A 21,950-nucleotide genomic window follows, 5' to 3' on the forward strand; every position below is an offset into this window, starting at 1 on the left:
GCAAAAGCCCTGGCGCCAGCACAGCCGGGTCGAACCCGTAGAATGAATTCGTGACCTCCTACCTCAACGCTGACCTGCACTGCCACTCTGTCGTCTCGGACGGAACCCTCACGCCCGAAGAACTTGCCGCCCGCGCCAAGGCCAATGGTGTGGAGCTGTGGTCCCTGACCGACCACGACGAAATTGGCGGCCAGCACCGCGCCTCCGCTGCGGCACGCAGCCAGGGCATGGCCTACCTCACGGGCACCGAAATTTCCGTCACCTTTGCAGGCAACACGGTGCACATCGTGGGCCTGGGTTTCGACCCCGACAACACGGCTTTGGCCCAGGGGCTGGCCGCCACGCGCGGCGGGCGTGGCGAGCGGGCGCAGGAGATGGCGGCCCAGCTTGCGCAAGTGGGCATCCACGGCGCCTACGAAGGCGCGCTCAAGTTTGTGGGCAACCCCGAGCTGATCTCGCGCACGCACTTTGCGCGGTTTTTGGTAGAGACGCAGGTGTGCCGCGACACGAACGAGGTCTTTCGCAAATACCTCACCGAAGGCAAGCCCGGCTACGTGCCCCACCGCTGGGCCACGCTGGGTGATGCCGTGCGCTGGATCACCGAGGCCGGTGGCCTGGCTGTGATTGCCCACCCGGCGCGCTACAAGTTCACCGCCAACGAGGAATACGCCCTGTTCTCCGAATTCAAGGCCCACGGCGGGGCGGGTGTGGAGGTGGTGACGGGCAGCCACACCGCTGCAGAGTACGTGACCTACGCCGCCATGGCCGAAGAGTTTGGGCTGGCAGCGTCGCGCGGCAGCGACTTCCACAGCCCGGACGAGTCCCACACCGACCTGGGCACCCTGCCCTACCTGCCGGGCCACCTCACCCCCATCTGGGAAACGCTGGCCGACCGCGTGCGGCCCGCCACCTGAACCCTTCAACGCAGCAGGCCTTGCCATGGCACAGTATTTCGAAGTCCACCCCGACAACCCGCAGCCCCGGCTGCTCAAGCAGGCCGCTGCGCTGTTGCAAAAGGGCGGCATCGTGGCCGTGCCCACCGATTCGAGCTATGCCCTGGTCTGCCACCTGGACGACAAGGACGCAGCCGACCGGCTGCGCCGCATTCGCCAGGTGGACGAAAAACACCACCTGACGCTGCTGTGCCGCGACCTGTCGGAACTGGCCAACTACGCCCGCGTGGACAACCGCCAGTACCGGCTGCTGAAGCTGGGCACGCCCGGCCCCTACACCTTCATCCTCGAAGCCACCAAGGAAGTGCCGCGCCGGGTGAGCCACCCGTCTCGCAAAACCATTGGCCTGCGGGTGCCTGACCGCAAGGGCCTGCAACTGCTGCTGGAGTTGCACGGTGCGCCGCTGCTGGCCACCACGTTCATCCCCGCGGGCGAAAGCGAGCCACTGAACGACCCCGAAGAGATCCGCGCGCGCTATGAGAAAGTGCTGGACGCGATCGTGGACGCAGGCGGCTGCCCGCAAGAGCCCACCACCGTGGTGGACCTCACCCCCATGGGCACCGGCGGCGACCCGGAGGTTGTGCGCGAGGGGCGCGGTAGCCTGCAGGCCCTGGGGCTTTGAGGCGGCCCTGACCACCACCGGTCTGAATCGCTCCGCCCCACCCCGCTCGCTGTCCGGCCATCTGCGCCATGGCTCCTGGGAGCCCGCCGCTGTCTGAGACAATACGCGGGTGGACACCTCCAATCTCATCCAGACCATCCTCATCTACGCACTGCCCGTGCTGTTCGCCATCACCGTACACGAGGCGGCCCACGGCTATGCGGCCCGCCACTTCGGTGACAACACGGCGTACATGATGGGGCGTATCACGCTCAATCCCGCCAAGCACATCGACCCCGTCGGCACCATCCTGATGCCGCTGTTGCTGTACTTCGCCACGTCGGGCGCCTTCCTGTTCGGCTATGCCAAGCCTGTGCCGGTCAACTTTGGCAATCTGCGCAAACCCAAACAGCAGATGGTGTGGGTAGCGCTGGCCGGGCCTGCGTCCAACTTTGTGCAGGCGGTGGCCTGGGGCGTGGTGCTGATCACCATGGTGGGCATGGGTGTCGATGAGCGCTTCTTCATCGAAATGGCGCGTGCCGGTGTGCAGGTCAATCTGGTCATGTGGGCGTTCAACCTGTTCCCGCTGCCGCCGCTGGACGGCGGGCGCATTCTGGTGGGCCTGTTGCCCTGGAAGCAGGCGCACATGGTGTCGCGCATCGAGCCCTGGGGCTTTTTCATCGTGATGGCGTTGGTCATCGCGGGCGTGGTCGGCAGTTTGTGGCTGCGTCCGCTGATGAGCCTGGGCTACAGCACCATCAACCTGCTGCTCACGCCGCTCACCGCCTTGCTGCGCTGAATTCCGCTTTTCCTCTTCTTCCTGCAGACCTCGTTCCATGAGCACCACGCGCTTTCTCACCGGCATCACCACCACCGGAACCCCGCACCTGGGCAACTTTGTGGGCTCCATCCGGCCTTCGGTGGCCGCCAGCCTGCGCCCTGGTGTGCAAAGCTTTTATTTCCTGGCCGACTACCACGCACTCATCAAGTGCGAAGACCCGGTGCGCATCCAGCGTTCCACGCTGGAGATTGCTGCCAGCTGGCTGGCCTCGGGGCTCGACCCGGAGAAGGTGACCTTTTACCGCCAGTCCGACATCCCCGAGATTCCCGAGCTGAACTGGATGCTGAGCTGCGTCACGGGCAAAGGGCTGCTCAACCGCGCCCATGCCTACAAGGCATCCCAGGACAAGAACCTGGAAGCCGGGCGCGATGCCGATGATGGCGTGACCGCTGGCCTGTTCATGTACCCCGTGCTCATGGGCGCCGACATTTTGATGTTCAAGGCCCACAAGGTGCCCGTGGGGCGCGACCAGGTGCAGCACATTGAAATGGCACGCGACATGGCCAGCAGCTTCAACCACCTGTATGGCGAGCACTTTGTGCTGCCAGAAGCGGTGATTGATGACAACGTGGCCACCCTGCCCGGGCTGGACGGCCGCAAGATGAGCAAGAGCTACAACAACACCATCCCGCTGTTCTCTTCGCGTGACCAGCTCAAGAAGCTCATCGGCAGCCTGCTCACCGATTCGCGCGCCCCTGGCGAACCCAAGGACACCGAAGGCTCTGCGCTGTTCCAGATTTACCAGGCCTTTGCCACCCCTGAAGAAACCGAAGCCCTGCGCCGCGCCTATGCCGAGGGCATTGCCTGGGGCGACGCTAAGCAACTGCTGCTGGAGCGGGTGGACCAGGTCATTGCCCCCATGCGCGAGCAGTACGACACGCTGATCAATAACCCCGCACGCATCGAGCAATCCCTGCTGGCTGGCGCCGAACGGGCGCGCGCCCTGGCCACGCCGTTCATCAAAGAGCTGCGCTCGGCCGTGGGCCTGCGCAGCCTGGCGCAAACCAGCGCCGCCAAAAACGCCAAAGCCGCCAAGGTGGCCCTGCCCTCGTTCAAGCAATACCGCGAGGCCGATGGCAAGTTCTATTTCAAGCTGCTGGCCGCCGATGGCCGCCTGCTGCTGCAAAGCACGGGCTTCGCGGCGCCCAAAGAGGCTGGCCAGGCCATTGCCCAACTGCAAACCCAGGCAGACGCCCTCGCCCAACTGGCGCAGCATCTGGCGCCTGTGGAAGACGTTGACACTGCCGATGTGCAAGCGGCCCTGCAAGCACTGGCAGCTGCCAACAACGGTTGAGGCCCGCTCTATTTCACTATCAAAAACATAGCTGCTAGCGCTTATCCATAAAGCGCTAGCAGCTATTTTCAGGCTCTTCTAGCGAATAGTAGTGATGGTAATCGCCGTACGTCTGTAGACGGTGATTTCGTCGTGCGACATTTATCGAGTGCATCACTAGCATTCGCTAGGGGCTGTTGAGAATCAAGCACAACGGCTCGGAGGGCTGTGATGCAATAGGCGCATGAGCATTCGATGGGTACTGACAGACGCACAATGGGCCAAGATGGAGCCGCACTGCCTTGGCAAGCCAAGTGATCCGGGGCGCAGCGGCACAGACAACCGCCGCTTCGTTGAGGCAGTGCTGTGGATTGCCCGCACAGGCAGCCCCTGGCGAGACCTGCCGCCAGAGTTCGGCAAGTGGAACACGGTGTTCAAGCGCTTTAGAGACTGGGTTAAGGCCGATGTGTTCCAACGTCTGTTCGATGCAGTGAGCGAGCAGCCGGACATGGAATATGCGATGGTGGATGCCACGATTGTGAAAGTGCATCGGCACGGCCAGGGGGCAAAAGGGGGACTTCGGGCCAGGCCATAGGCCACTCGAGGGGCGGCATGACCACGAAGATACTGGCGCTGACGGATGCATTGGGCAATCTGGTGAAGTTCGTCTTGATGCCAGGGCAGCGCCATGACACCAAAGGGGTCAAAGAGCTGATCGCTGATGTGCGCTTTGATGCCTTGCTTGCCGACAAGGCCTTCGATGTGAATTGGCTGATCCAGGAGTTGGACAAGCGCGGGGCGCAGGTGGTGATCTCACAGATGCCCCGCAGGAGAGCGCCACTGGAGATTGACCTGGAGGTCTACAAATGGCGCCACTTGATCGAGAACTTCTTTTGCAAGCTCAAGGAGTTCAAACGTATCGCAATGCGCAGCGACAAGACGGATAGCAGCTTCGCAGCGATGATCTATCTCGCAGCTGGGGTTATCAACTCTCGCTGATTCTCAACACGTCCTAGAAGAGCCTATTTTCATTAGAAATCACTCATCACTGACATGCAGGTTTGCTGAGCATGCCTCTGCGCCAAGGCAAGCCTTTGTAACCTTGCCGTACACTGGGCCCACTGCTCTGAGGCGCCCATGCAAGCACCCCGCTCCGCTGCTGTTTTGTTGGCTGTAACCACCCTGTTGGCCGGTTGCAGCACCATCACCTCGCCCCCCTCACGCCCCGCCCCGCCCGACAACCCATCTCAGGTTGTGGTCAACTCACTGGGCATGCGGTTTGTGCCAATCCCCGCTGGCCGTTTCTGGATGGGCAGCGCCGAGTCCGCGCAAGAACTGGCCAAAGCGTACCCCCTGCTGGAGGCTGAGCGCTTTGCCGCCCTCAGCGATGAAGCACCCGTGCATGAGGTGCATATCAGCCGCCCGTTTTACCTGGGCCAACACGAAGTCACCGTGGGGCAGTTCCGAATGTTTCTTGCCCAGTCGGGCTACCAGCCGGAATCGGTGTCTGATGGCACTGGCGGCTATGGCTACAGCCCGCAATACGACCCGGCCACCACCCAGCGAGGCGATGCCTTTGAAGGGCGCGACCCTCGCTATTCATGGCGCAACCCAGGCTTTGCACAGGCTGACGACCACCCCGTGGTCAACGTCACCTGGAACGACGCCCAGGCCCTGGCGCAGTGGCTGAGCCAGCGCGAAGGCGTGCGCTACCGCCTGCCCACCGAGGCCGAATGGGAATACGCCTGCCGGGCCCAAACACGAACCCGCTACCCCCACGGGGACGACCCCGCCGCACTCGCGCAGTACGCCAATGTGTTCGACCAATCCACAGCGCCGCTGTGGCCCAAGTGGAAGCAACATGCCCTGCCTGGCAACGACGGCTACGTGTTCACCGCACCCGTGGGCAGCTACCCGCCCAATACTTGGGGCCTGCACGACATGCAGGGCAATGTGTGGGAATGGGTGTCCGACTGGCACGACGAGGGCTATTACGCCCAATCCCCCACTACCGATCCGCAAGGGCCCGAAACAGGCTCCGTGCGCGTGCGCCGTGGCGGCTCGTGGCACACCTGGGCCTTTTATGCACGCTGCAGCTACCGCAACTGGAACAGCCCCCAAACCCGCTACACGCTGGTGGGCATGCGCCTGCTGCGCGAGTGGAGCCCAGCAGCAGCAACGCCAGACTGAGCCCTGAATTGCGCCCGGTTGGGTTCACGCTTCACCAAGCCAACCCCAGCATCAAAACATCAACTAGACCTGCCAACGGGCTCAGGCTCACACCCAAACCGGGCATCCCTTGGAAATATTGGTTCATGGACAAAGCCGTAGGGTGAAGCATGCGCATAGCCGCGTTAGACGACGATGCGCTTCAGCTCGATCTTTTCAAACAGGCCCTGCACGCCATGGGCCACAGCTGCCACACCTACCTGACCGGAGCGCAGTTGCTGTACAGCTTGCAGAGCGAGTGCTTCGACCTGCTCATCGTGGACTGGCACCTGCAGGACACCACAGGGCCGGAGGTGGTGCTGGGTGCGACAACATGTGGGGCCGGAAATGCCCATTCTGTTCGTGACCTCGATCCTCACGCTGCTGCAGATGCAACGCAACAGCATCGAGCCTCCGCAGGGTGACGAGCTCCTCAAGCGCATCGAAAAATATGCACAAGCATCGCTCAGTATGGCCGAGAGCTTTGTGCGGCTGGCCAGCGCCCAAAGCCACGAATACCGCGTGGGGCCGCTGGACCCGGCATCCGTGCTGCAGGATGCCGTGGGCGACGCATGTACACAGGCCCGCAATCAGGGGCTGAGCGTCACTATCTTCCAAACTCCTGGCTCAGCACCCTGTCTGGGCGACCGCCCCTTGGTGGCGCGGGCCCTGGCCAACGTGCTCAACAACGCCATCAAATACAGTCCCGCCCAAAGTACGGTGCAGTGCAGCCTGTGCGCGAGAGGCCCCAACTGGATCATCAGCGTTCGCGACGAAGGCCCAGGTATCGACCCCGCTCAGCAAGACCGACTGTTCAAACCCTTCTCTCGCCTTCATGACCTGACCCACCCCAACATTTCTGGAGTGGGCCTGGGCCTCGCGTTGGTACACACCGTGGTCAAACGCCACGGCGGCTCACTGGAGGTGGAAAGTGCAGTGGGCCAGGGCGCTGAATTCAGACTGGTGCTGCCTGCCTCTGCCAGCGATTGAGCACAAGGCGCGGCTATACGCCAAAGCCCGTCGTGGTCTGAACGTGCCCATCGTCAAACTGCAACACCCGCTCAGGCCAGCGCAGTGCAGCCAGCTTGAAATCGTGGCCCACCACAGTTCCCGACTTGCGCTCCAACCAGCGCCCGCCCGCTGAAAAATCCACGCAGAACACATTGCCCCGCTGGCCGTGCCAAGCGAACGGATGGGTGCTGGCAAACAGGTCCGAGTCGCCCTTACCCACCGCCCCCCGGTCGATCTTGTGGACCCGCCGCCAGTAGTGGCCAACGACCACCGGCGTTGCTTCTGTGTAGGCATCCCACCACGGCATGCGCTGTGCAAAGCGCCACTTGCCGCCCGAGAAAAACGGCACCGAGCCCTTTTGCTCCACACCCGAGGTCAGCACCTTCAGCGGGTTCAGCATCTGCTTGCTGGATTCGTACTCAGCATGGGCGTGCAAAAACGGCGGCTGGCGCTGGCTGTTTTCCAGCCCGTGCTCCCATTGCTCCAATTCGCGGGCCATGCGCTCGGCCAGCGCGGTCTCACGCGCCTGCTGCTGGGCAATGTGCTCCCACTGGTCGTACTCTGCTCGCACCGAGCCCAGTGGCAGGCGCCTGGCGGCTTCGATCTGTTCGTCCTGCCACGCTGCGTGAATCACGCGCAAGTCGGCGCGTTCCAGACCGATGGGCAGAACCGATAAAAACTGGATGATGTCTTGGCGCTCTTGCGGGGTGGGCCGCTGAAACGGCGCGTATTTTTCATGGTCACGCACCACACGCGCATCAAAAAACCAACCAGAGCCGTCCTTGGCATCCTCACGCAAAAGATTGATTTCGTGGTTGCCCAGAACCGCAGCTGCGCGGCCCGACTGCACCAGCTTTTGCACCAACGCCAAGACCGCCGGGCTGTCGGGCCCACGGTCGCAAAAATCGCCCACAAACACCAGCCTACGGCCCTGTGGATGGTGCCCTCGCGGGTCGTAGCCCAAATGGCTCAACAGCGCGAGCAGCGCATCGAACTCGCCATGGATATCACCGACGATATCCAGCGGTCCTTCGGGAAGCGATTGAATGAGACTCATGGGATGGCAGGGGGTTCAAGGGCTGTGAGAGTGCGCTGAGCAGCAGGCCTACCCGTCCGTATATTTTGAGGCCACACCGAACGGCACACCCAATCACTCACAGACCTTTTTTCAGCGCACCCCCGCGAGGCCTGCAATCGCCCCTTGGCCTACGCGCTGAGCCAACTGGGTTGCAGCCGAAAATTTACCCACCCGCGCACAAAGAAAAAGGCCCGGTGCTATGGTTTGAATAGCTACCGGGCCTTGATACATGGCGGAGAGGGTGGGACAAATGTGCCCAACCGCCAAAACCCTTATAAATCAACGGTTTAGATGATAGCGAGGTCTAAAATTTTGCTACTAGCATTGCTACCAGTAGCGCGGATAGGCTCTTATACCACGGTTTTTAGACCTTTTGGGGGTGTTTCGGCGGCTACATTCGAAGGAGCGGCAGGGATTCGAAACTTCTCAATGTCAGCGCCCGCAGCGATGACCCACAAGGGCTTACGCCCTCTACCACCTGCCCAGGTCTCCCCGGTCGTGGGATTGCGGTATTTGGCTTCTGCCGTGGGCTTTGCTGCTTCACCCTCTTTGGCTTTGTTGGCTGTGCGTGGCTTGCGCTTGGGCTTTGTCTGCTCGAACAAGTCAGCGGCGGTAAAGCCGTAGTCAGCAATTTGTTTTTTGAGCTCTGCGCGCTTTGCGTCGCGATTTGCGACACGCAATGCGGACAATTGCGCTTCAATGTCTTGTAGCGCTGCAATGCGCTTAGCGTGTTCCGCTTCCAATTTTTCCAGTTGTGCCGTGCTAGTGTCCGCCATGATGCCTCCAAATTGAGGCAATCAATGTAGCACACAATTGCAATTAGGAAAAGTCCAATTCTTGTCCCGGAATTAGGTCGGAATAGTCTTCTTTTACTTGTGGCGCAGGCTTAGGCGCTGGGTACATGTAGCTATAAGTCGTTGTGCGGTACTCTGCAATTGCAAATGTGCAATGACTGTGAATTTTTGCGCAGAGTTTTTCTTTTTCATCGGTGGTAAAGCTTGATTTAATTAGCTTTCCAAGTGTTTTAGCGTGCCTGAATTTAATTTGCTCAACATCGGCTTTGATGGTTTCATCGCACATGCGCAAAACCATTCTTTGCGTTGTACCGGGTCGGGCTGCTTCGTTGCGTGCGGCGCGAAGGATGAAAGCAAGGCCCGCCCGAGGATTTGCGGGGCTGGTTGCAATCATGTGTTGTGGTTGTGGGTACGAAATAACCAGCCGTTGAGGGTCTATCTTTGCGATGCCTTCCGGTTTTTTCCAGTCTGAGGGACATGGAATTCCGAGTTTTTGCGCTAGTTGCCCAACATTCCAGCGGTCGCGGCCCTGAATTGCTCGGGCTGCGCGTACCCAATCGGCTGAGGCTTGTTTGTCGCCTTTGGCGCTTGCGTCCAGCAATTGGAACAGGTTTTTTAAATCGCTTTTGCTTTTGTCTTTCGTGTCATAAGCGGCCAGTTCTTTTGCGACATATAGCGGGTCAAATTTTCCTTGTGCCTTAATGTCAACTCCGTGAGAGTTGCAGCTAAGCCCATGTTTCTTCAATGCCGCCTTCCAATATTTAAAAACAATTTTTTGAAATGATTTAATTTTTGTGCCTGGCTTGTAGGTAAATAAATCATGGATATGTAAATGTAGCCCATTAGAGCCTACGGGGGATTCCATCGCCCGCAGCTTGCCTAGACTGCCAATTTTAAGGAAATCGCGGCGCATTGCGATATTAAAATCAGAAAGGGCTAAATAGTATTTTTTTACATGTGCGGCCCAGTCATCGGCGCGGCGGTGTTGTGCTGTTAGCGTCATCAAGCCAACATGCAAATCATGAGCCTTTGCGGCGGGCAAAAGTGCTAGGTCAATCCAATTGCGCATGTGTGCGGCTTTATAGCCTGCACAATGGGGGCACAAATGCGCGTTACCGCATTGTGCGGCGTCGTGCATACGGGCAACTGTATAAATGTTTGTTTGCCATTTGCCGTTAATTTTTTCCTTTACGGCTTTTTTCTCAACTGCAATTATTGCGGTGTCTGGATTGTGGCTATTGTGTGCTTTTGCACGTTGGCAAAGTTTTAAACCGTCGCCCAAAATATTCTTGCCCGTTTCTAAAAATTCGCGGGTTAGTAAGCGCGATGCTTGATGCTGTCTAATTGCTGTGGCATTAAATTTCATAGGTGCGTCCATTTCAGTTAATTTTTCAAAACTGAAATAAAACCCTATGAATTACTCCTCACTTACACTTGACATTTAACCTTGCTAGGTTAAAATATATATAAAGAGATTGATGCGTAGTGCGTTTACCGTCAGTCTTGGGCAAATCAAGCGCCAACTTGATTTGCTCCATTTAAGTTATCATTTTTCAATCTTAAAATCAAGAATAGGCCGGGTGTAGAAATACATCCGGTTTTTTCTTTTCTGGCTGTGTAAGCCCTCAATTCTTGGCTAGTATTGTGATATCAAAAGTAAATTAAACTTTGCACAAAAAAATCTTCTGAATTCCTCATGTTTATTGGAATTGATTGGATTTGTGTATGGCTAATACAATTATTCCCTAGGGGCGGCGCCCCCCCAGCCCTCCGGGCCGTGGCCCCCCGCTAGGTTTTATACGTTTTTATGTATGGGGTTGTTAGGCTGGATGCCCCCCGCCCCCATGCCCCAGCATGGGGGAGCATTACCCCACAAAGCAGAAAAGCGGCCTAAGAGCCGCTTTTTTATTGCTTCGCAAACTTTATTCATCGGGAAAAGGGTACATGGGGTTAATTATTCCTTTTTTAACCTCTTCTAGTCGGTGTTCTGCATATTTTTTAATACACTCTAATTTTTCTGGTGGAATTGGTCCACCCTCTGGGCCGTCACTAAAACCCATCATTTTCCAGCTCGGATAAATGCCTTTAACGCGGGGTTCGTTAATTTTTCTAACGTAATTCAAAAGTTGTGGACTGTTTGGAATAGGTAAATAAACGTAATAGCTCCTACTGTTGTAATGATTATTTATATAACCAATTGGTTCAGATTGCAGAGGTATTCTGAAACGTGCCGCCCGAGACTTTGAAAATATAAAATCATCGTCATAACCTGCATTGCATAAAACGAAAATTCGAGTTGGTAGTGTGTTGGTAGTCATAACATAAGCCTTTAAAAATGTGTTTCTTAATGCTTATGTTACTGAATTAACGACCCAATTCAATATCTTTGGGGTAGGATTTTCTATCCTCAGTCGGGTCTAAACCGACCGTCCAATCTACGGCGGGCGTGGCTTGTTCACGCTCCTGTTCTTCTTTTAATTCGCGTTCACGTTCTAATTTTTGAGAGTGCGCTAATAGTGCTTGCGCTTCGGCTTCCCAAAGTTTGGCATTGTGGCTAACAATGGCGTTGTACTGCTCAATAAGCGCCAATGAATTTTTGTCGCCTAGGATTTTTTGATAGACGGTTTTATTGTGCTCTATGTCGGATAAAGCTTTTTTAGCTCGTACTAGCTCCAAGTCGTAGCGCTCAATCTTTTCTGTACCTAAGCCAATTTTTGCAAAAATTCTTTGAGTTCGGGTCGGCTCATGGGCTAAAAGCTCATCATATTTTTTATGCCATTGTTTGGATAGTTGCTCTAACTGCTCACGTTTTTTAAGTGTTTCTTGATGCTTCTGATAGGCGATTTCGCAGGCATGAGGTATTTTTTTACGTTTAAACGGGCTTTCTAATTCGGCTGGTGGGGTAGCCTCAACCTTTTCAACATCGACGCTTCTAGGGGCATCTGGCGCGGGCGTGCTTTCTGGGGTTGTCAAAATTGAAGCGTTAGAAAGCTCCGCTTTCAACAGCTCCGCTTTTTTTTCATGGGTAGCCAAATTGGCGCGATGTATTGTTATTTGCGCGTTTTGTGCGGTGATGGCGTTCCGGTATCCGCCACCTGCATTAATTGGAATGTGCTTTGTCGGGATATGATTTTTATCTATATCGGAAAATTTCCCGGCGTAGACATAAAAATCAGAATCTAATTTTTCGGCGTGGGCATTGACAATTTTGCAAATAGCTTCCCGAAGTTTTGAGACTTCGCCCGTTTTCATATCATCAAGAATTCGGGTTTTTTTCCCAAAAGTGCCATCAATGTCTACGGTACGGGTTGTAAACATCATATGAACATGATTGTTTCTATCGTGGCGATTTGGGGCGTGAATTGAACCAGATACGGCTACGCCGTATGTATCGCGCAAATGTTGCGCGATGTCGCGGACGCATTCGCGCCGCTCGTTGTCCGTCCATTGGTCAGGCAATGGGAGCATCAATTCACGGGCCACCGTAGAATTTTTTCGAGTCTCTGCTAATTCGGCTTTGTTCCAAAGCTCCGAAATGTCGTCAGCACCAATTAGGATAGTTTCAACGTGCCCGCCCTTGCGGGTGTAGTCATGAATTAACCCTGTGGTTTGGTCAATTAGCTTTACACAAGCACGATAAGCCGCAGCAGCCACAGCACTGCGCCCAGCGCTACGCGATATCGTTTGTAGAGACGGAGTGAACCACGTAGCGAGGGATTTAGACATGGGCTAAATCCTTCATAGGTTGCGAAGCAACGCCCCCGGCAGGGCGAACGCAAATCTCCCCTTGGGGAGTTTGCATAAGTGAGCCCTTGCAGGGGGCTAATAGATGATGACTATTTAATTTATCCGCTAACATATATCTTCGCTGCTAATTTCAGAATAGCAGAAAAAATCACGATATGCGAATTTAATTAGAATTTGAATTAATTTTATGCTACCCTAATTTTATTAGGGGCAATTAAAATGAAGGCAGACGATATAAAAAACAGGATAGAAAAGCTAAAAGTTGAGAAAAATCAGCTAGACAAACGTCAACGGAATCTTGAAGCACTCATGAACAAGAAGAAAAAGAATGAGGATACCAGAAGAAAAATTATCCTAGGCGCACTCATTCTAAAAGAATTAGAAAAAAATAAAGGCCTACAAAATTACGTTGTAGGCCTTTTGAACACGCTCGGAGAGCGCGATAAAGTGCTATTTAAAGAGATTACATCGGGTCAACAAGCTCCGAAAAATCCGTAACCAAACCCTCCCACGGGGCTTTTTTTGTTTCTATCAGGTCGCGGAATTTTTCCAAGGTCGGAAAAATTGCGGCGGCGAGTGCGTCAATGTTAATTTTATTTGTGTATATCGAGACATTCACATTCTCTATTTCATGCCCTATAAATTGACAGCGATTTTCTAAACTAACTCCACTTTTCATCAATTCGTTATTCACGAATTTTCTTAGGCTGTGAAAAACTAGCTTCTCTCGCTCAATTTTTGCACTTTCTAAATTTCGGGCGAATTTCTTACCTACTGCGTTGCCAGTGCCCTTGCCTTCTTTTTCCACATATTTGAAAATTTTGTCCGTCTTTTTCTCTAAAAAATCGGACACCTTCTCAATTAGGCAAGGGTGCAATGGAATCTCACGAATTCCGGCCTGTGTTTTGCTATCACGGATAGCAAGATAACTTACCCCGGCTGAGCTTTTTTTGAAATTATCCTTTTTGAGACTTGTAATTTCACCAATCCGACAACCCGTAAATAACCCGAAGAGAACAGCGGTTGTATAGTCGGGGTCTTTTTCTTCTTGCTCTTTGAAGAATTCACTATTGAAAAACTGTTCTATTTCTTCTTTTTCAAAAATAGCATAGCCTCCGCTAAGGCGTTGTTTTTTTGTCAGTAGTGCGCGGTTTTCGGCTGGGTTGCCATTTCGGGTATAGCTTTGTTTCATTGCGAAATTAAAAAGGGCTCGAATAATTGAAATTTTATTGTCAATTGTGCGGATGCTGTTGCCTTTTTTTGCTCCATTTTCCTTTTTCGCTAGAAATTCTTGATACCGCGTTATGTCGCTAGCGGTGATGCGAGTAATTGGGGGATTTTTTAAAAATTTGGCTAATTCGTCGATGCAATTTTTGTACGCGATTGCCGTGGCCTGCTTCACCTGTTTAAGCGACAAGAATTTTTCTAGCAATTCCGCCAGTTTTAGGGCGGTGGGGTCGTCTGTTGGGGCTTGTGCAGCAATTGGCGCGAGTGCTTGGGGCTGGGCCTGTTGCATCTGCTGCATGGCTTGCAGGGCTTGCATTAGCCGGGCGTGGTCTTCGTCGCCATCGGCTTTGAGGATGCCTCGGGAGAGGTCTAGCTCATACTTTTGAGGGAGGTCTTTGCGCATCAAGCTATCCAGCAGAGTTATGGCTCTGATGATAGCTACCCGTTGGTAGCTGGTTCTGAGCGAACGCTTGACCTGCTTGCCGTTGATTCGCGTGTGTAGGTAGTAGCTGGAACCGAGCTTGTAGATGGGGAGGGGCAAAGACATGGATTGCTACCAGTTCTGCTACCACCCCCAAAGCAAAAAGCCTCGTAAATCGTTGATTTACAAGGCTTTTTCCATTTTGGCGGAGAGGGTGGGATTCGAACCCACGGTGATATTGCTACCACGCCTGATTTCGAGTCAGGTACATTCGACCACTCTGCCACCTCTCCTGTGTGTCGAAGCCTAAGATTATAACCAGATTTCAACAGCGCATTCGCACTTGACTTACTTCGCGGCAGTGCAGGAACCACACTCGCGCCAATAGGCCATGACTTCGCTGCGCGCGCCTTCAAAGACAATGCGCGGGGCACGGCTTTGCCGCTGGTAGGCGTACATGGGGTCGTAGTAGTGCTGACCCACAGACGTGGATCCAGGTGCTGTGCCCCACTGCCCGCCAGGATCACATCCAGCACCTTGGGGCTGATCTTGCAGCCGCAGCCTGCGCCATGGCTGTACTGGGTGAGGCGAATAGGCACGCCTGCGGAGGATTCAGGGGTGGAGTTGGGAGAGGTCATGGCTGCATTGTCCCGGTTTGGCAGGTTGCTGCCATAGCAGATGCACAAAACACCAGGGCCTGCACACGATTCTTTCGATCATGTGCAGGCCCTGGCGGAGCGCCCCTGGTGGGGCGCAGGGTACAGCGGTGACGATCAGGCCGCAGGTGCCAGTACGGACACACCACCCAAGTAGGGGCGCAGCACTTCGGGCACCACCACGCTGCCGTCGGCCTGCTGGTAGTTTTCCAGCACCGCCACCAGCGTGCGGCCCACGGCCAGGCCGGAACCATTCAAGGTGTGCAGCAGCTCGTTCTTGCCCTGGGCATTCTTGAAACGGGCTTGCAGACGGCGGGCCTGGAAGGCTTCGCAGTTGCTCACTGAACTGATTTCGCGGTAGGTGTTCTGGGCGGGCAGCCACACTTCCAGGTCATACGTTTTGGCGGCGCCAAAACCCATGTCGCCGGTGCACAGGCTCATCACGCGGTAAGGCAAGCCCAGCTTTTGCAGCACGGCTTCGGCGTGGCGCGTCATTTCTTCCAGTGCTTCGTAGCTCTTGTCGGGGTGCACGATCTGCACCATTTCGACCTTGTCGAACTGGTGCTGGCGGATCATGCCGCGCGTGTCGCGGCCGTAGCTACCGGCTTCGGAACGGAAGCAGGGGGTGTGCGCGGTCAGCTTGATGGGCAGATCCGCCTCAGCCACCACCACATCGCGCACAAAGTTGGTCAGCGGCACTTCGCTGGTGGGGATGAGGTACAGCGCCGCGTTGTCTGGCACGGGCTCGCCGTCCTGGCCACCCTTCTTCGCGGCAAACAGGTCGCCTTCAAACTTGGGGAGCTGGCCAGTGCCCTTGAGCGAATCGGCGTTCACGGCGTAGGGCACATAGCACTCGGTGTAGCCGTGCTCCTGCGTCTGCACATCCAGCATGAACTGGCTGAGCGCACGGTGCAGGCGGGCGATCTGGCCCTTCATCACCGTGAAGCGTGAGCCCGAGAGCTTCACACCCATGTCGAAGTCCAGCCCCAGCGGCGTGCCCACGTCCACATGGTCTTTCACCTCGAAGGCGAAGCTGGCGGGCGTGCCCCAGCGGCGCACTTCCACGTTGCCCGATTCGTCGCTGCCCACAGGCACCGATTCGTGCGGCAGGTTGGGCACAGCGACCAGCATGGCCTGCAGTTCGGCCTGAATCTGCTCCAGGCGGGCGGCGGATTGCTCCAGCTCGACCTTGGATGCGGCCACCTGGGCTTTGGCGGCTTCGGCGCCTTCCTTGTCGCCCTTGCCCATCAGCATGCCAATTTGCTTGGACAGCTGGTTGCGCTGGGCTTGCAACTCCTCCGTGCGGGTTTGCAGCGTCTTGCGCTCGGATTCCAGGGTCTGAAACGCTTCCACGTTCAGGAAGGCCTGGGGCTTTTTGCGGGTTTCCAGACGCGCGATCGCGGTGTCGAGGTCTTTGCGGAGAAGAAGAATGTCAAGCATGGCGTGATTTTAGAGGGACGACCACCGCCTGCTCAGCCCAGGCTGGCCGGGTCGAAGTTGGCACCGCACAGCACCAGGCCCACGGTTTCCTGCGGCTGGGGGCGGTACACCCCCGTTTGCAGGGCCGCCAAGCCCAGCGCTGCGGCCGGTTCCACCGCCAGTTTCAGCTCGCGCCATAGCCATAGCTGGGCGGCGCGGATGGCGTCATCGGGCAGCAGCAGGGCATCGTGCACGTGGCGCTGGCTCACCTGCCAGGCGATGGCGCCGATGCGCTTGGCCCCCAGGGAATCGGCCGCGATGCCACTGACATCCACATCCACCGGCTGGCCCGCCGCACGCGCGGCGTGCAGCGTGGGCGCGCGCTCCGGCTCCAGCGACACCACATGGGCGCGGCTTTCCACCCAGGCTGCCACGCCGCCGATCAGGCCACCGCCGCCCACGCTGACCAGCAAGGTGTCGGGCAAGCGGCCCGCTTGCTCTTCCAGCTCCAATGCCAGGGTGCCCGCCCCTGCCAACACCTCGGGCTGGTCATAGGCGTGGGCCTGCAAGGCGCCAGTGGCTTGCTGGCGGGCCACGCACGCCTCATAAGCCTGGGCGTAGGCCGCGCCGGTCACGACCACCTCGGCCCCCAATGCGCGCAGGCGGGCGCGCTTGGCTTCGGGCGACACCTCGGGCACAAACACCTCGCAGCGCACGCCCAGAGCCTGGGCCGCAGCCGCCACGGCAATACCGGCGTTGCCGCCCGAGGCGATGATCACGCCGCTGTCGGGCACCGGGTTGGCCAGCAAGCGGTACAGCATGCCGCGCGCCTTGAAGCTGCCGCCCACCTGCAAATGCTCCAGCTTCAGCCAGACCTCTGCACAGTCCACCCCCAGGGCGGCGCCGGGCAAATGCAGCAGCGGCGTGCTGCGCAAAAAATGGGGCTGAGAGGCCAGGCGCTGGCGGGCAGCAGAGATGGCGGCGCGGTCGATCATGCAAAAGGCTCCGTTGCAAAATGGCCTTGCAGTGTAGAGCGTGTCATCCCGTGCAAAGGGCTTGCGCCGGCCTCGCTGGCTTCAGCCCCACGCCCGCATGCCGATACCATGGAAACAGGGGTGGCGCCTGTGCGCAGCCCACAGGAGGTGGTGATGTTTTTTGTGTTCGGCCCTTCAGGCCAGATGTACCGAGGCGGGCCGGAGAACCTGAGCCAGATCGCTGCCGTGCGTCGCGTGGACCGCCCACAGGCGCTGCGCACGCGCACTCTTGATCTAGACCAGGACACTGCCACCACCCCAGCGCCTCTGTCTCGCGAACGTGCTCCGGTGGTCAACCTGCGGCTGCAGGATGCCGTGGCCGCCTACCTCCAGACCGGGCAAGGCCCCCAGAAGCGACGTGAGCCCCTGACCCTGGTGCGGGATGTGATGAGCAACGACGCGCTGAGCGTGCCCCCCGACATGCGGGTCAACGATGCGTGGCAAACCCTGGCCGAGAGCCGGGTGGCCCAGGCCCCTGTGGTGGATGAGCGGGGCCGCGTCATCGGGTTGCTGCTGCGCGCCGACATGGCACCGCTGGACTTGCTGCCCGAGCCGGGAGCCGTGAAAGAAGCGATTGAGCTGGCCCGCAGGCCGGTGTCAGAAGTGATGTACAGCCCCGTGGCTGCCGTAGCCCCCGACACGGCCCTGCGCCGCGTGGCCGGGGTGCTGCTGGACACGGGCCTGCCAGGCCTGCCGGTGACGGATGAGGCGGGGGTGCTGATCGGGTTCATCTCCCGCACCGACATCCTGCGCGCCGTGGCGGCCGACCCGCCGCTGGACTTGTGGAGCGGGCCTGCACCGCAGGCATGAACATCGCGTCACTGCAAAATTTAACACCAAATAGGGCTCCAGCGCCCTACACATAAGCGCAAGCAGCTATCCATTCGATAGCAGATACCGAATCAGTGGGCGCCAGGGCCCGTTTCCGGGGTGCGCTGGGTGATCTCCAGCCCCGTGGCCGCGTCGATCTTGAGGCCCTTGGGCAGCGGGAACTTGATGGTCTCCTCAATGCCCGACATGGTGCGCACCGACACAGCGCCCAGCGCCTTGATGCGATCAATGACCTGTTGCACCAGAATTTCTGGCGCAGAGGCTCCCGCCGTCAACCCCACCCGCACGGCGCCGTCAAACCATTCGGTGCGCAACTCGTCGGCACTGTCCACCATGTAGGCGGCGGTGCCCAGGCGCGCTGCCAGTTCGCGCAGGCGGTTGCTGTTGGAGCTGGTGGGGCTGCCCACCACCACCAGCACATCCACCTGCGGGCTGAGCACCTTCACGGCGTCCTGGCGGTTTTGCGTGGCGTAGCAGATGTCTTGCTGCTTGGGCTCACGCACCGATGGAAAGCGCGCCCGCACGGCGGCCGTGATCTCGGCGGCATCGTCCACGCTCAGCGTGGTCTGGGTCACCACGGCCAGCTTTTCGGTCTGGCTGGGCTGCACGCGGGCCACATCGGCAACGTCTTCCACCAGGTGAATGCCGTGGTCCAGCTGCCCCATGGTGCCTTCCACCTCGGGGTGGCCCTTGTGGCCGATCATGATGAACTCGTAGCCCTCTTTGGCGAGCTTGGCCACTTCCACATGCACCTTGGTGACCAGGGGGCAAGTGGCGTCAAAGATGCTGAAACCGCGTTGCGCGGCCTCTTGCTGCACGGCGCGGCTCACGCCGTGGGCGCTGAACACCAAAGTGGCGCCAGGGGGCACATCCGAGAGTTCTTCAATGAATACCGCGCCCTTGGCCTTGAGGTCGTTGACCACGTAGGTGTTGTGCACGATTTCATGGCGCACATAGATGGGCGCGCCAAATTTCTGAATGGCGCGCTCGACGATCTCGATCGCGCGGTCCACCCCTGCGCAAAAGCCCCGGGGTTCAGCCAGCAGGATTTCCTGGGGTGCGTTCATCACAGAATACCGATAACGTGCACTTCAAACGTGACCGGCTGGCCCGCCAGCGGGTGGTTGAAGTCGAACAGCACGGCTCCGTCATCACGCACCTGCTGCACAGCGCCCGCGTAACTGCCCAGGCCGTCGGGTGTGGGGAACTGCACCACATCGCCCACGTTGTACTTTTCGTCAGGGTCGCCCAGTTCGTTGAGCAGCTTGCGGGCCACCCATTGCTGCATGTCGGCATTGCGCTCGCCAAACGCCTCGCCCGCCGCCAGCTCAAAGCTGGTGCGCGTGCCTTCGGCCAGGCCCAGCAGGCGCTGCTCCATGGCGGGCGACAACTCGCCCGTGCCCAGCGACAGCGTGGCGGGCTTGTCATTGAAGGTGTTGATCACGTCACCTGCAGGCCCGGCCAGGCGGTAGTGCAAAGTGAGGAAAGAGCCGGGCTGGACGGTGGGAAGTGGGGCAGCGGTAGTGGTCATGTAAGTCCCGATAAACTGCCGCGATTGTAGAAAACCGGGCAAACCCCTACTGGGGTGTACGCCCCGCCACCCTGGCTGCCCCGTGCCGACCCGGCAGCCCACCTGACTGCAAAGCCCCTGCCCCATGGCCATCAAGAACCTGCCCACCGAAGCCCAGCCCCGCGAAAAACTGCTGGCCCGTGGCCCCGCAGCCCTGGCCGATGCAGAGCTGCTGGCCATCTTGCTGCGCACTGGCATCGTGGGCAAAGGCGTGTTGCAGATGGCGCAAGAGCTGCTGGACCCGCCCGTGCTGGACCCTGCCAGCGGCAAGGTCAGCGGCGGATTTGGCGGCATCGCCGGGCTGCTGCATGCCAGCACCAGCGACCTGGAACGCATCAAAGGCCTGGGCCCCGCCAAGCGCGCGGAACTGGTGGCCGTGCTGGAACTGGCGCGCCGCGCCTTGGCCCAGCAGCTGCGTGAACGCGAGGTGTTTGACTCGCCCAATGCCGTCAAGCACTACCTGCAGCTGCACCTGGCCGCCAAGAGGCACGAGGTGTTTGCCGTGCTGTTTCTCGATGCGCAAAACCGCCTGCTGGGCATGGAAGAGCTGTTTCGCGGCACGCTCACGCAGACCAGCGTTTACCCGCGCGAGGTGGTGCTGCGCGCCCTGCACCACCAGGCCGCCGGTGTGGTGCTGGCGCACAACCACCCCAGCGGCAGCGTGCAACCCAGCCGGGCAGACGAAGCCCTCACGCAGACCCTGAAAACCACCCTGGCGCTGGTCGATGTGCGCGTGCTCGACCATGTCATCGTCGCGCCCGGCCAGGCGCTGTCAATGGCAGAAGAGGGGTTGCTGTGATGCGCCTGCTGCGCCATTCACGGGCGCTGGTTGCCACACTGACAGCCGCCCTGGTGCTGGGGGGCTGCGCAGCGCCCAGGCAACCCTCTGCAGGGAATGCGGATGCACCTGTCCGGCTGCTGGCGCAGGCCCACATCGCCGCAGGCACCGAGGTACTGGGCACCCCATGGGGTGGCATCTCTGGCATTGACTATGACGCGCAATCCGGCCAGTTCTGGCTCATCAGCGACGACCGCTCTGCCCAAGCACCTGCGCGCATCTACACCGCGCGCTGGTCGCCCGCGCAGCAGCCCACGCAGCCGCCCCACATCACGGGCGTCTTCACGCTGCTCACCGCGCAAGGCCAGCCGTTTCCATCGTCCCCGCAACGCACCATTTCAAAAGCCGAGGTGCCCGACGCAGAAGCCATTCGCTGGCACGCAGGCCACCAGCGCCTGTGGTGGACGAGCGAGGGCGACTGGGCACGCGGCGGCATCCCCCGCCTGCGCGAATCCTTGGCCACCGGGCAATGGGCCAGCGATATTCCGCTGCCAGCGGCCTTCACCCCCACGTTGCAGCCCCAGCGCACCGGCCCGCGCCCCAACGCCAGCCTGGAAGGACTGGCCTTTTCTGACGACGGCTGCACCGCCTGGCTGGCAATGGAAATGGCGTGGGTACAAGATGGCCCCCGCCCCACCGTGCAGACCGCTGGCGGCCCCTTGCGCATCACCGCACTGGACGTGGCCACGGGCCAGGCACAGCAGCAGCGGGCCTACACCCCGGACGCCGTTCCCCGCGCCCGCCGACTGCCGTGGGGCCCTGAGGTCAACGGAGTGAGCGAAATTCTGGCCGATGGCCCACACCACCTGCTGGTGCTGGAACGCGACTACAGCGCGGGCGCAGGCTTTGGTGCCCGCCTGTACCGCGCCGACCTGCGCAGCGGCAGCAACACTTTGGGATTGCCAGCCCTGCAGCCAGGCAACCACACCCCGCTGCAAAAGACCTTGCTGCTCGACTCTGCAACGCTGGGCCTCGCCACCGTGGACAACCTCGAAGGCATGACGTGGGCGGCGCCGCTGCCCAGTGGCGAACGGGTGCTGGTGCTGGTGTCTGACGACAACTTCAATGCCGCGCAAAGCACGCAGTGGCTGGCGCTGGCCTATCCGCCCGCTGAGAGCGCTCCACCACAGGACAGCCCCACCTGTGCTACGCCGCCCCCTGGAGCCCCCGAATGAACCGCCGCCATCCATCCGCAGGGGCGCCGCTGCCCGGCGACACACCAAGCGGCCAGCCATCAGACAAACCGAGGCAAGAGCTGACCGGCGCGCTGGCAGCGGCCTTGGCTCGCACCTTGCGCCCCCCCCAGCCCCCAGCACCCGCGGCACCACCGCCTCCCCGCGCCGCACGCCGCGTGCCTGCCATTGCGTGGCAAGCCCCCAAACCCCGCACTGCACCCACGCCCCGGGCAGAAGGCACGCCCGCACCGCCCCCCAGGCTACGCAAAGCGC

General features: G+C 58.9%; 22 protein-coding genes, 1 tRNA gene and 1 pseudogene. 11 read left to right on the top strand and 13 right to left on the bottom strand.

Annotation, left to right across the window (positions count from 1 at the left end):
• Nucleotides 1–50: 50 nt before the first annotated feature.
• The 6 genes and pseudogenes from PQV96_RS14800 (at nucleotide 51) to PQV96_RS14825 (ending at nucleotide 5,858) form a co-directional block, all read left to right on the top strand.
• Nucleotides 51–914, top strand: a complete 864-nt coding sequence (locus PQV96_RS14800; protein WP_273623356.1) for a 3',5'-nucleoside bisphosphate phosphatase — start codon at nucleotides 51–53, stop codon at nucleotides 912–914.
• A 25-nt stretch (nucleotides 915–939) separates the two neighbouring features.
• On the top strand, nucleotides 940–1,575 hold the full coding sequence (locus PQV96_RS14805; protein ID WP_207373888.1) for an L-threonylcarbamoyladenylate synthase: 636 nt from the start codon (nucleotides 940–942) through the stop codon (nucleotides 1,573–1,575).
• A 109-nt stretch (nucleotides 1,576–1,684) separates the two neighbouring features.
• On the top strand, nucleotides 1,685–2,353 hold the full coding sequence (locus PQV96_RS14810) for a site-2 protease family protein (protein WP_066694242.1): 669 nt from the start codon (nucleotides 1,685–1,687) through the stop codon (nucleotides 2,351–2,353).
• 37 nt (nucleotides 2,354–2,390) lie between these two features.
• Nucleotides 2,391–3,689 carry a tryptophan--tRNA ligase gene (locus tag PQV96_RS14815; protein ID WP_207373887.1) on the top strand — a complete coding sequence of 433 codons (1,299 nt, stop codon included), beginning with the start codon at nucleotides 2,391–2,393 and terminating at the stop codon, nucleotides 3,687–3,689.
• Between the two features lie 265 nt (nucleotides 3,690–3,954).
• Nucleotides 3,955–4,667: pseudogene (locus PQV96_RS14820) on the top strand (IS5 family transposase).
• A gap of 273 nt (nucleotides 4,668–4,940) precedes the next feature.
• Entirely contained in the window at nucleotides 4,941–5,858 is a 918-nt protein-coding gene (locus PQV96_RS14825; protein ID WP_242638126.1) for a formylglycine-generating enzyme family protein, read from the top strand.
• 164 nt (nucleotides 5,859–6,022) lie between these two features.
• Here the strand turns inward: PQV96_RS14825 and PQV96_RS22355 are convergent, their stop codons facing one another.
• Nucleotides 6,023–6,166 carry a hypothetical protein gene (locus PQV96_RS22355; RefSeq protein WP_420482152.1) on the bottom strand — a complete coding sequence of 48 codons (144 nt, stop codon included), beginning with the start codon at nucleotides 6,164–6,166 and terminating at the stop codon, nucleotides 6,023–6,025.
• 58 nt (nucleotides 6,167–6,224) lie between these two features.
• On the opposite strand from PQV96_RS22355, the gene PQV96_RS14835 reads away from it, so the two are divergent.
• Complete coding sequence (locus tag PQV96_RS14835) at nucleotides 6,225–6,866, top strand: sensor histidine kinase (RefSeq protein ID WP_207375495.1); 642 nt, start codon at nucleotides 6,225–6,227, stop codon at nucleotides 6,864–6,866.
• A gap of 13 nt (nucleotides 6,867–6,879) precedes the next feature.
• Here the strand turns inward: PQV96_RS14835 and PQV96_RS14840 are convergent, their stop codons facing one another.
• The 5 genes from PQV96_RS14840 to PQV96_RS14860 all read right to left on the bottom strand — a co-directional run bounded on the left by PQV96_RS14840 (nucleotide 6,880) and on the right by PQV96_RS14860 (nucleotide 12,485).
• Nucleotides 6,880–7,944: a metallophosphoesterase gene (locus tag PQV96_RS14840; protein ID WP_207375488.1), complete on the bottom strand. Its 1,065-nt coding sequence runs from the start codon at nucleotides 7,942–7,944 to the stop codon at nucleotides 6,880–6,882.
• A gap of 371 nt (nucleotides 7,945–8,315) precedes the next feature.
• On the bottom strand, nucleotides 8,316–8,741 hold the full coding sequence (locus PQV96_RS14845; RefSeq protein ID WP_273623359.1) for an H-NS histone family protein: 426 nt from the start codon (nucleotides 8,739–8,741) through the stop codon (nucleotides 8,316–8,318).
• A gap of 43 nt (nucleotides 8,742–8,784) precedes the next feature.
• Complete coding sequence (locus PQV96_RS14850) at nucleotides 8,785–10,125, bottom strand: hypothetical protein (RefSeq protein WP_273623360.1); 1,341 nt, start codon at nucleotides 10,123–10,125, stop codon at nucleotides 8,785–8,787.
• Between the two features lie 556 nt (nucleotides 10,126–10,681).
• Complete coding sequence (locus PQV96_RS14855) at nucleotides 10,682–11,077, bottom strand: hypothetical protein (RefSeq protein ID WP_273623362.1); 396 nt, start codon at nucleotides 11,075–11,077, stop codon at nucleotides 10,682–10,684.
• 46 nt (nucleotides 11,078–11,123) lie between these two features.
• Entirely contained in the window at nucleotides 11,124–12,485 is a 1,362-nt protein-coding gene (locus PQV96_RS14860; protein ID WP_273623364.1) for a MobA/MobL family protein, read from the bottom strand.
• A 240-nt stretch (nucleotides 12,486–12,725) separates the two neighbouring features.
• Here PQV96_RS14860 and PQV96_RS14865 point away from each other — a divergent pair, with 240 nt between their 5' ends.
• Nucleotides 12,726–13,004 carry a hypothetical protein gene (locus PQV96_RS14865; RefSeq protein ID WP_273623365.1) on the top strand — a complete coding sequence of 93 codons (279 nt, stop codon included), beginning with the start codon at nucleotides 12,726–12,728 and terminating at the stop codon, nucleotides 13,002–13,004.
• Here the strand turns inward: PQV96_RS14865 and PQV96_RS14870 are convergent.
• The 5 genes from PQV96_RS14870 to PQV96_RS14885 form a co-directional block, all read right to left on the bottom strand.
• Nucleotides 12,970–14,280 (bottom strand): phage integrase SAM-like domain-containing protein, encoded by a 1,311-nt coding sequence (locus tag PQV96_RS14870; RefSeq protein ID WP_273623366.1) that lies wholly within the window; start codon nucleotides 14,278–14,280, stop codon nucleotides 12,970–12,972. The genes PQV96_RS14865 and PQV96_RS14870 overlap by 35 nt on opposite strands.
• A gap of 77 nt (nucleotides 14,281–14,357) precedes the next feature.
• Nucleotides 14,358–14,447 (bottom strand) — tRNA-Ser (locus PQV96_RS14875).
• 55 nt (nucleotides 14,448–14,502) lie between these two features.
• On the bottom strand, nucleotides 14,503–14,613 hold the full coding sequence (locus PQV96_RS22400) for a hypothetical protein (protein ID WP_475557864.1): 111 nt from the start codon (nucleotides 14,611–14,613) through the stop codon (nucleotides 14,503–14,505).
• Between the two features lie 314 nt (nucleotides 14,614–14,927).
• The gene (serS, locus tag PQV96_RS14880) at nucleotides 14,928–16,250 is read right to left on the bottom strand and encodes a serine--tRNA ligase (RefSeq protein WP_273623367.1); all 1,323 of its coding nucleotides are present in this window, start codon (nucleotides 16,248–16,250) and stop codon (nucleotides 14,928–14,930) included.
• A gap of 32 nt (nucleotides 16,251–16,282) precedes the next feature.
• Nucleotides 16,283–17,224, bottom strand: a complete 942-nt coding sequence (locus PQV96_RS14885) for a threonine/serine dehydratase (protein WP_273623368.1) — start codon at nucleotides 17,222–17,224, stop codon at nucleotides 16,283–16,285.
• Between the two features lie 153 nt (nucleotides 17,225–17,377).
• On the opposite strand from PQV96_RS14885, the gene PQV96_RS14890 reads away from it, so the two are divergent.
• Nucleotides 17,378–18,073 carry a CBS domain-containing protein gene (locus PQV96_RS14890; protein ID WP_066698360.1) on the top strand — a complete coding sequence of 232 codons (696 nt, stop codon included), beginning with the start codon at nucleotides 17,378–17,380 and terminating at the stop codon, nucleotides 18,071–18,073.
• 92 nt (nucleotides 18,074–18,165) lie between these two features.
• On the opposite strand, the gene ispH is transcribed toward PQV96_RS14890, so the two are convergent.
• A complete protein-coding gene (gene ispH, locus PQV96_RS14895) occupies nucleotides 18,166–19,161 on the bottom strand; it encodes a 4-hydroxy-3-methylbut-2-enyl diphosphate reductase (protein ID WP_273623369.1) in 996 nt (331 codons plus the stop codon).
• The gene (locus tag PQV96_RS14900; protein WP_198845441.1) at nucleotides 19,161–19,625 is read right to left on the bottom strand and encodes an FKBP-type peptidyl-prolyl cis-trans isomerase; all 465 of its coding nucleotides are present in this window, start codon (nucleotides 19,623–19,625) and stop codon (nucleotides 19,161–19,163) included. Before PQV96_RS14900 ends, ispH begins: the two co-directional genes overlap by 1 nt.
• A 124-nt stretch (nucleotides 19,626–19,749) precedes the next feature.
• Here PQV96_RS14900 and radC point away from each other — a divergent pair, with 124 nt between their 5' ends.
• Entirely contained in the window at nucleotides 19,750–20,463 is a 714-nt protein-coding gene (gene radC, locus PQV96_RS14905; RefSeq protein WP_273623370.1) for a RadC family protein, read from the top strand.
• Nucleotides 20,463–21,677, top strand: coding sequence for an esterase-like activity of phytase family protein (locus PQV96_RS14910; RefSeq protein ID WP_273623371.1), 1,215 nt, complete (start codon nucleotides 20,463–20,465; stop codon nucleotides 21,675–21,677). Before radC ends, PQV96_RS14910 begins: the two co-directional genes overlap by 1 nt.
• Nucleotides 21,678–21,950 lie beyond the last annotated feature (273 nt).

Source organism: Acidovorax temperans, from assembly GCF_028596105.1.
In the GTDB taxonomy this organism is placed as follows: domain Bacteria; phylum Pseudomonadota; class Gammaproteobacteria; order Burkholderiales; family Burkholderiaceae_C; genus Acidovorax; species Acidovorax temperans.

Bases quoted from the DNA above. Each gene is read 5' to 3' on its own strand.
- PQV96_RS14805 (WP_207373888.1), top strand. From the start codon at position 940: ATGGCACAGTATTTCGAAGTCCACCCCGACAACCCGCAGCCCCGGCTG.
- PQV96_RS14815 (WP_207373887.1), top strand. From the start codon at position 2,391: ATGAGCACCACGCGCTTTCTCACCGGCATCACCACCACCGGAACCCCG.
- PQV96_RS14825 (WP_242638126.1), top strand. From the start codon at position 4,941: ATGCGGTTTGTGCCAATCCCCGCTGGCCGTTTCTGGATGGGCAGCGCC.
- PQV96_RS14835 (WP_207375495.1), top strand. From the start codon at position 6,225: ATGCCCATTCTGTTCGTGACCTCGATCCTCACGCTGCTGCAGATGCAA.
- PQV96_RS14840 (WP_207375488.1), bottom strand. From the start codon at position 7,944: ATGAGTCTCATTCAATCGCTTCCCGAAGGACCGCTGGATATCGTCGGT.
- PQV96_RS14845 (WP_273623359.1), bottom strand. From the start codon at position 8,741: ATGGCGGACACTAGCACGGCACAACTGGAAAAATTGGAAGCGGAACAC.
- PQV96_RS14850 (WP_273623360.1), bottom strand. From the start codon at position 10,125: ATGAAATTTAATGCCACAGCAATTAGACAGCATCAAGCATCGCGCTTA.
- PQV96_RS14855 (WP_273623362.1), bottom strand. From the start codon at position 11,077: ATGACTACCAACACACTACCAACTCGAATTTTCGTTTTATGCAATGCA.
- PQV96_RS14860 (WP_273623364.1), bottom strand. From the start codon at position 12,485: ATGTCTAAATCCCTCGCTACGTGGTTCACTCCGTCTCTACAAACGATA.
- PQV96_RS14865 (WP_273623365.1), top strand. From the start codon at position 12,726: ATGAAGGCAGACGATATAAAAAACAGGATAGAAAAGCTAAAAGTTGAG.
- PQV96_RS14870 (WP_273623366.1), bottom strand. From the start codon at position 14,280: ATGTCTTTGCCCCTCCCCATCTACAAGCTCGGTTCCAGCTACTACCTA.
- PQV96_RS22400 (WP_475557864.1), bottom strand. From the start codon at position 14,613: ATGTACGCCTACCAGCGGCAAAGCCGTGCCCCGCGCATTGTCTTTGAA.
- serS (WP_273623367.1), bottom strand. From the start codon at position 16,250: ATGCTTGACATTCTTCTTCTCCGCAAAGACCTCGACACCGCGATCGCG.
- PQV96_RS14885 (WP_273623368.1), bottom strand. From the start codon at position 17,224: ATGATCGACCGCGCCGCCATCTCTGCTGCCCGCCAGCGCCTGGCCTCT.
- PQV96_RS14890 (WP_066698360.1), top strand. From the start codon at position 17,378: ATGTTTTTTGTGTTCGGCCCTTCAGGCCAGATGTACCGAGGCGGGCCG.
- ispH (WP_273623369.1), bottom strand. From the start codon at position 19,161: ATGAACGCACCCCAGGAAATCCTGCTGGCTGAACCCCGGGGCTTTTGC.
- PQV96_RS14900 (WP_198845441.1), bottom strand. From the start codon at position 19,625: ATGACCACTACCGCTGCCCCACTTCCCACCGTCCAGCCCGGCTCTTTC.
- radC (WP_273623370.1), top strand. From the start codon at position 19,750: ATGGCCATCAAGAACCTGCCCACCGAAGCCCAGCCCCGCGAAAAACTG.
- PQV96_RS14910 (WP_273623371.1), top strand. From the start codon at position 20,463: ATGCGCCTGCTGCGCCATTCACGGGCGCTGGTTGCCACACTGACAGCC.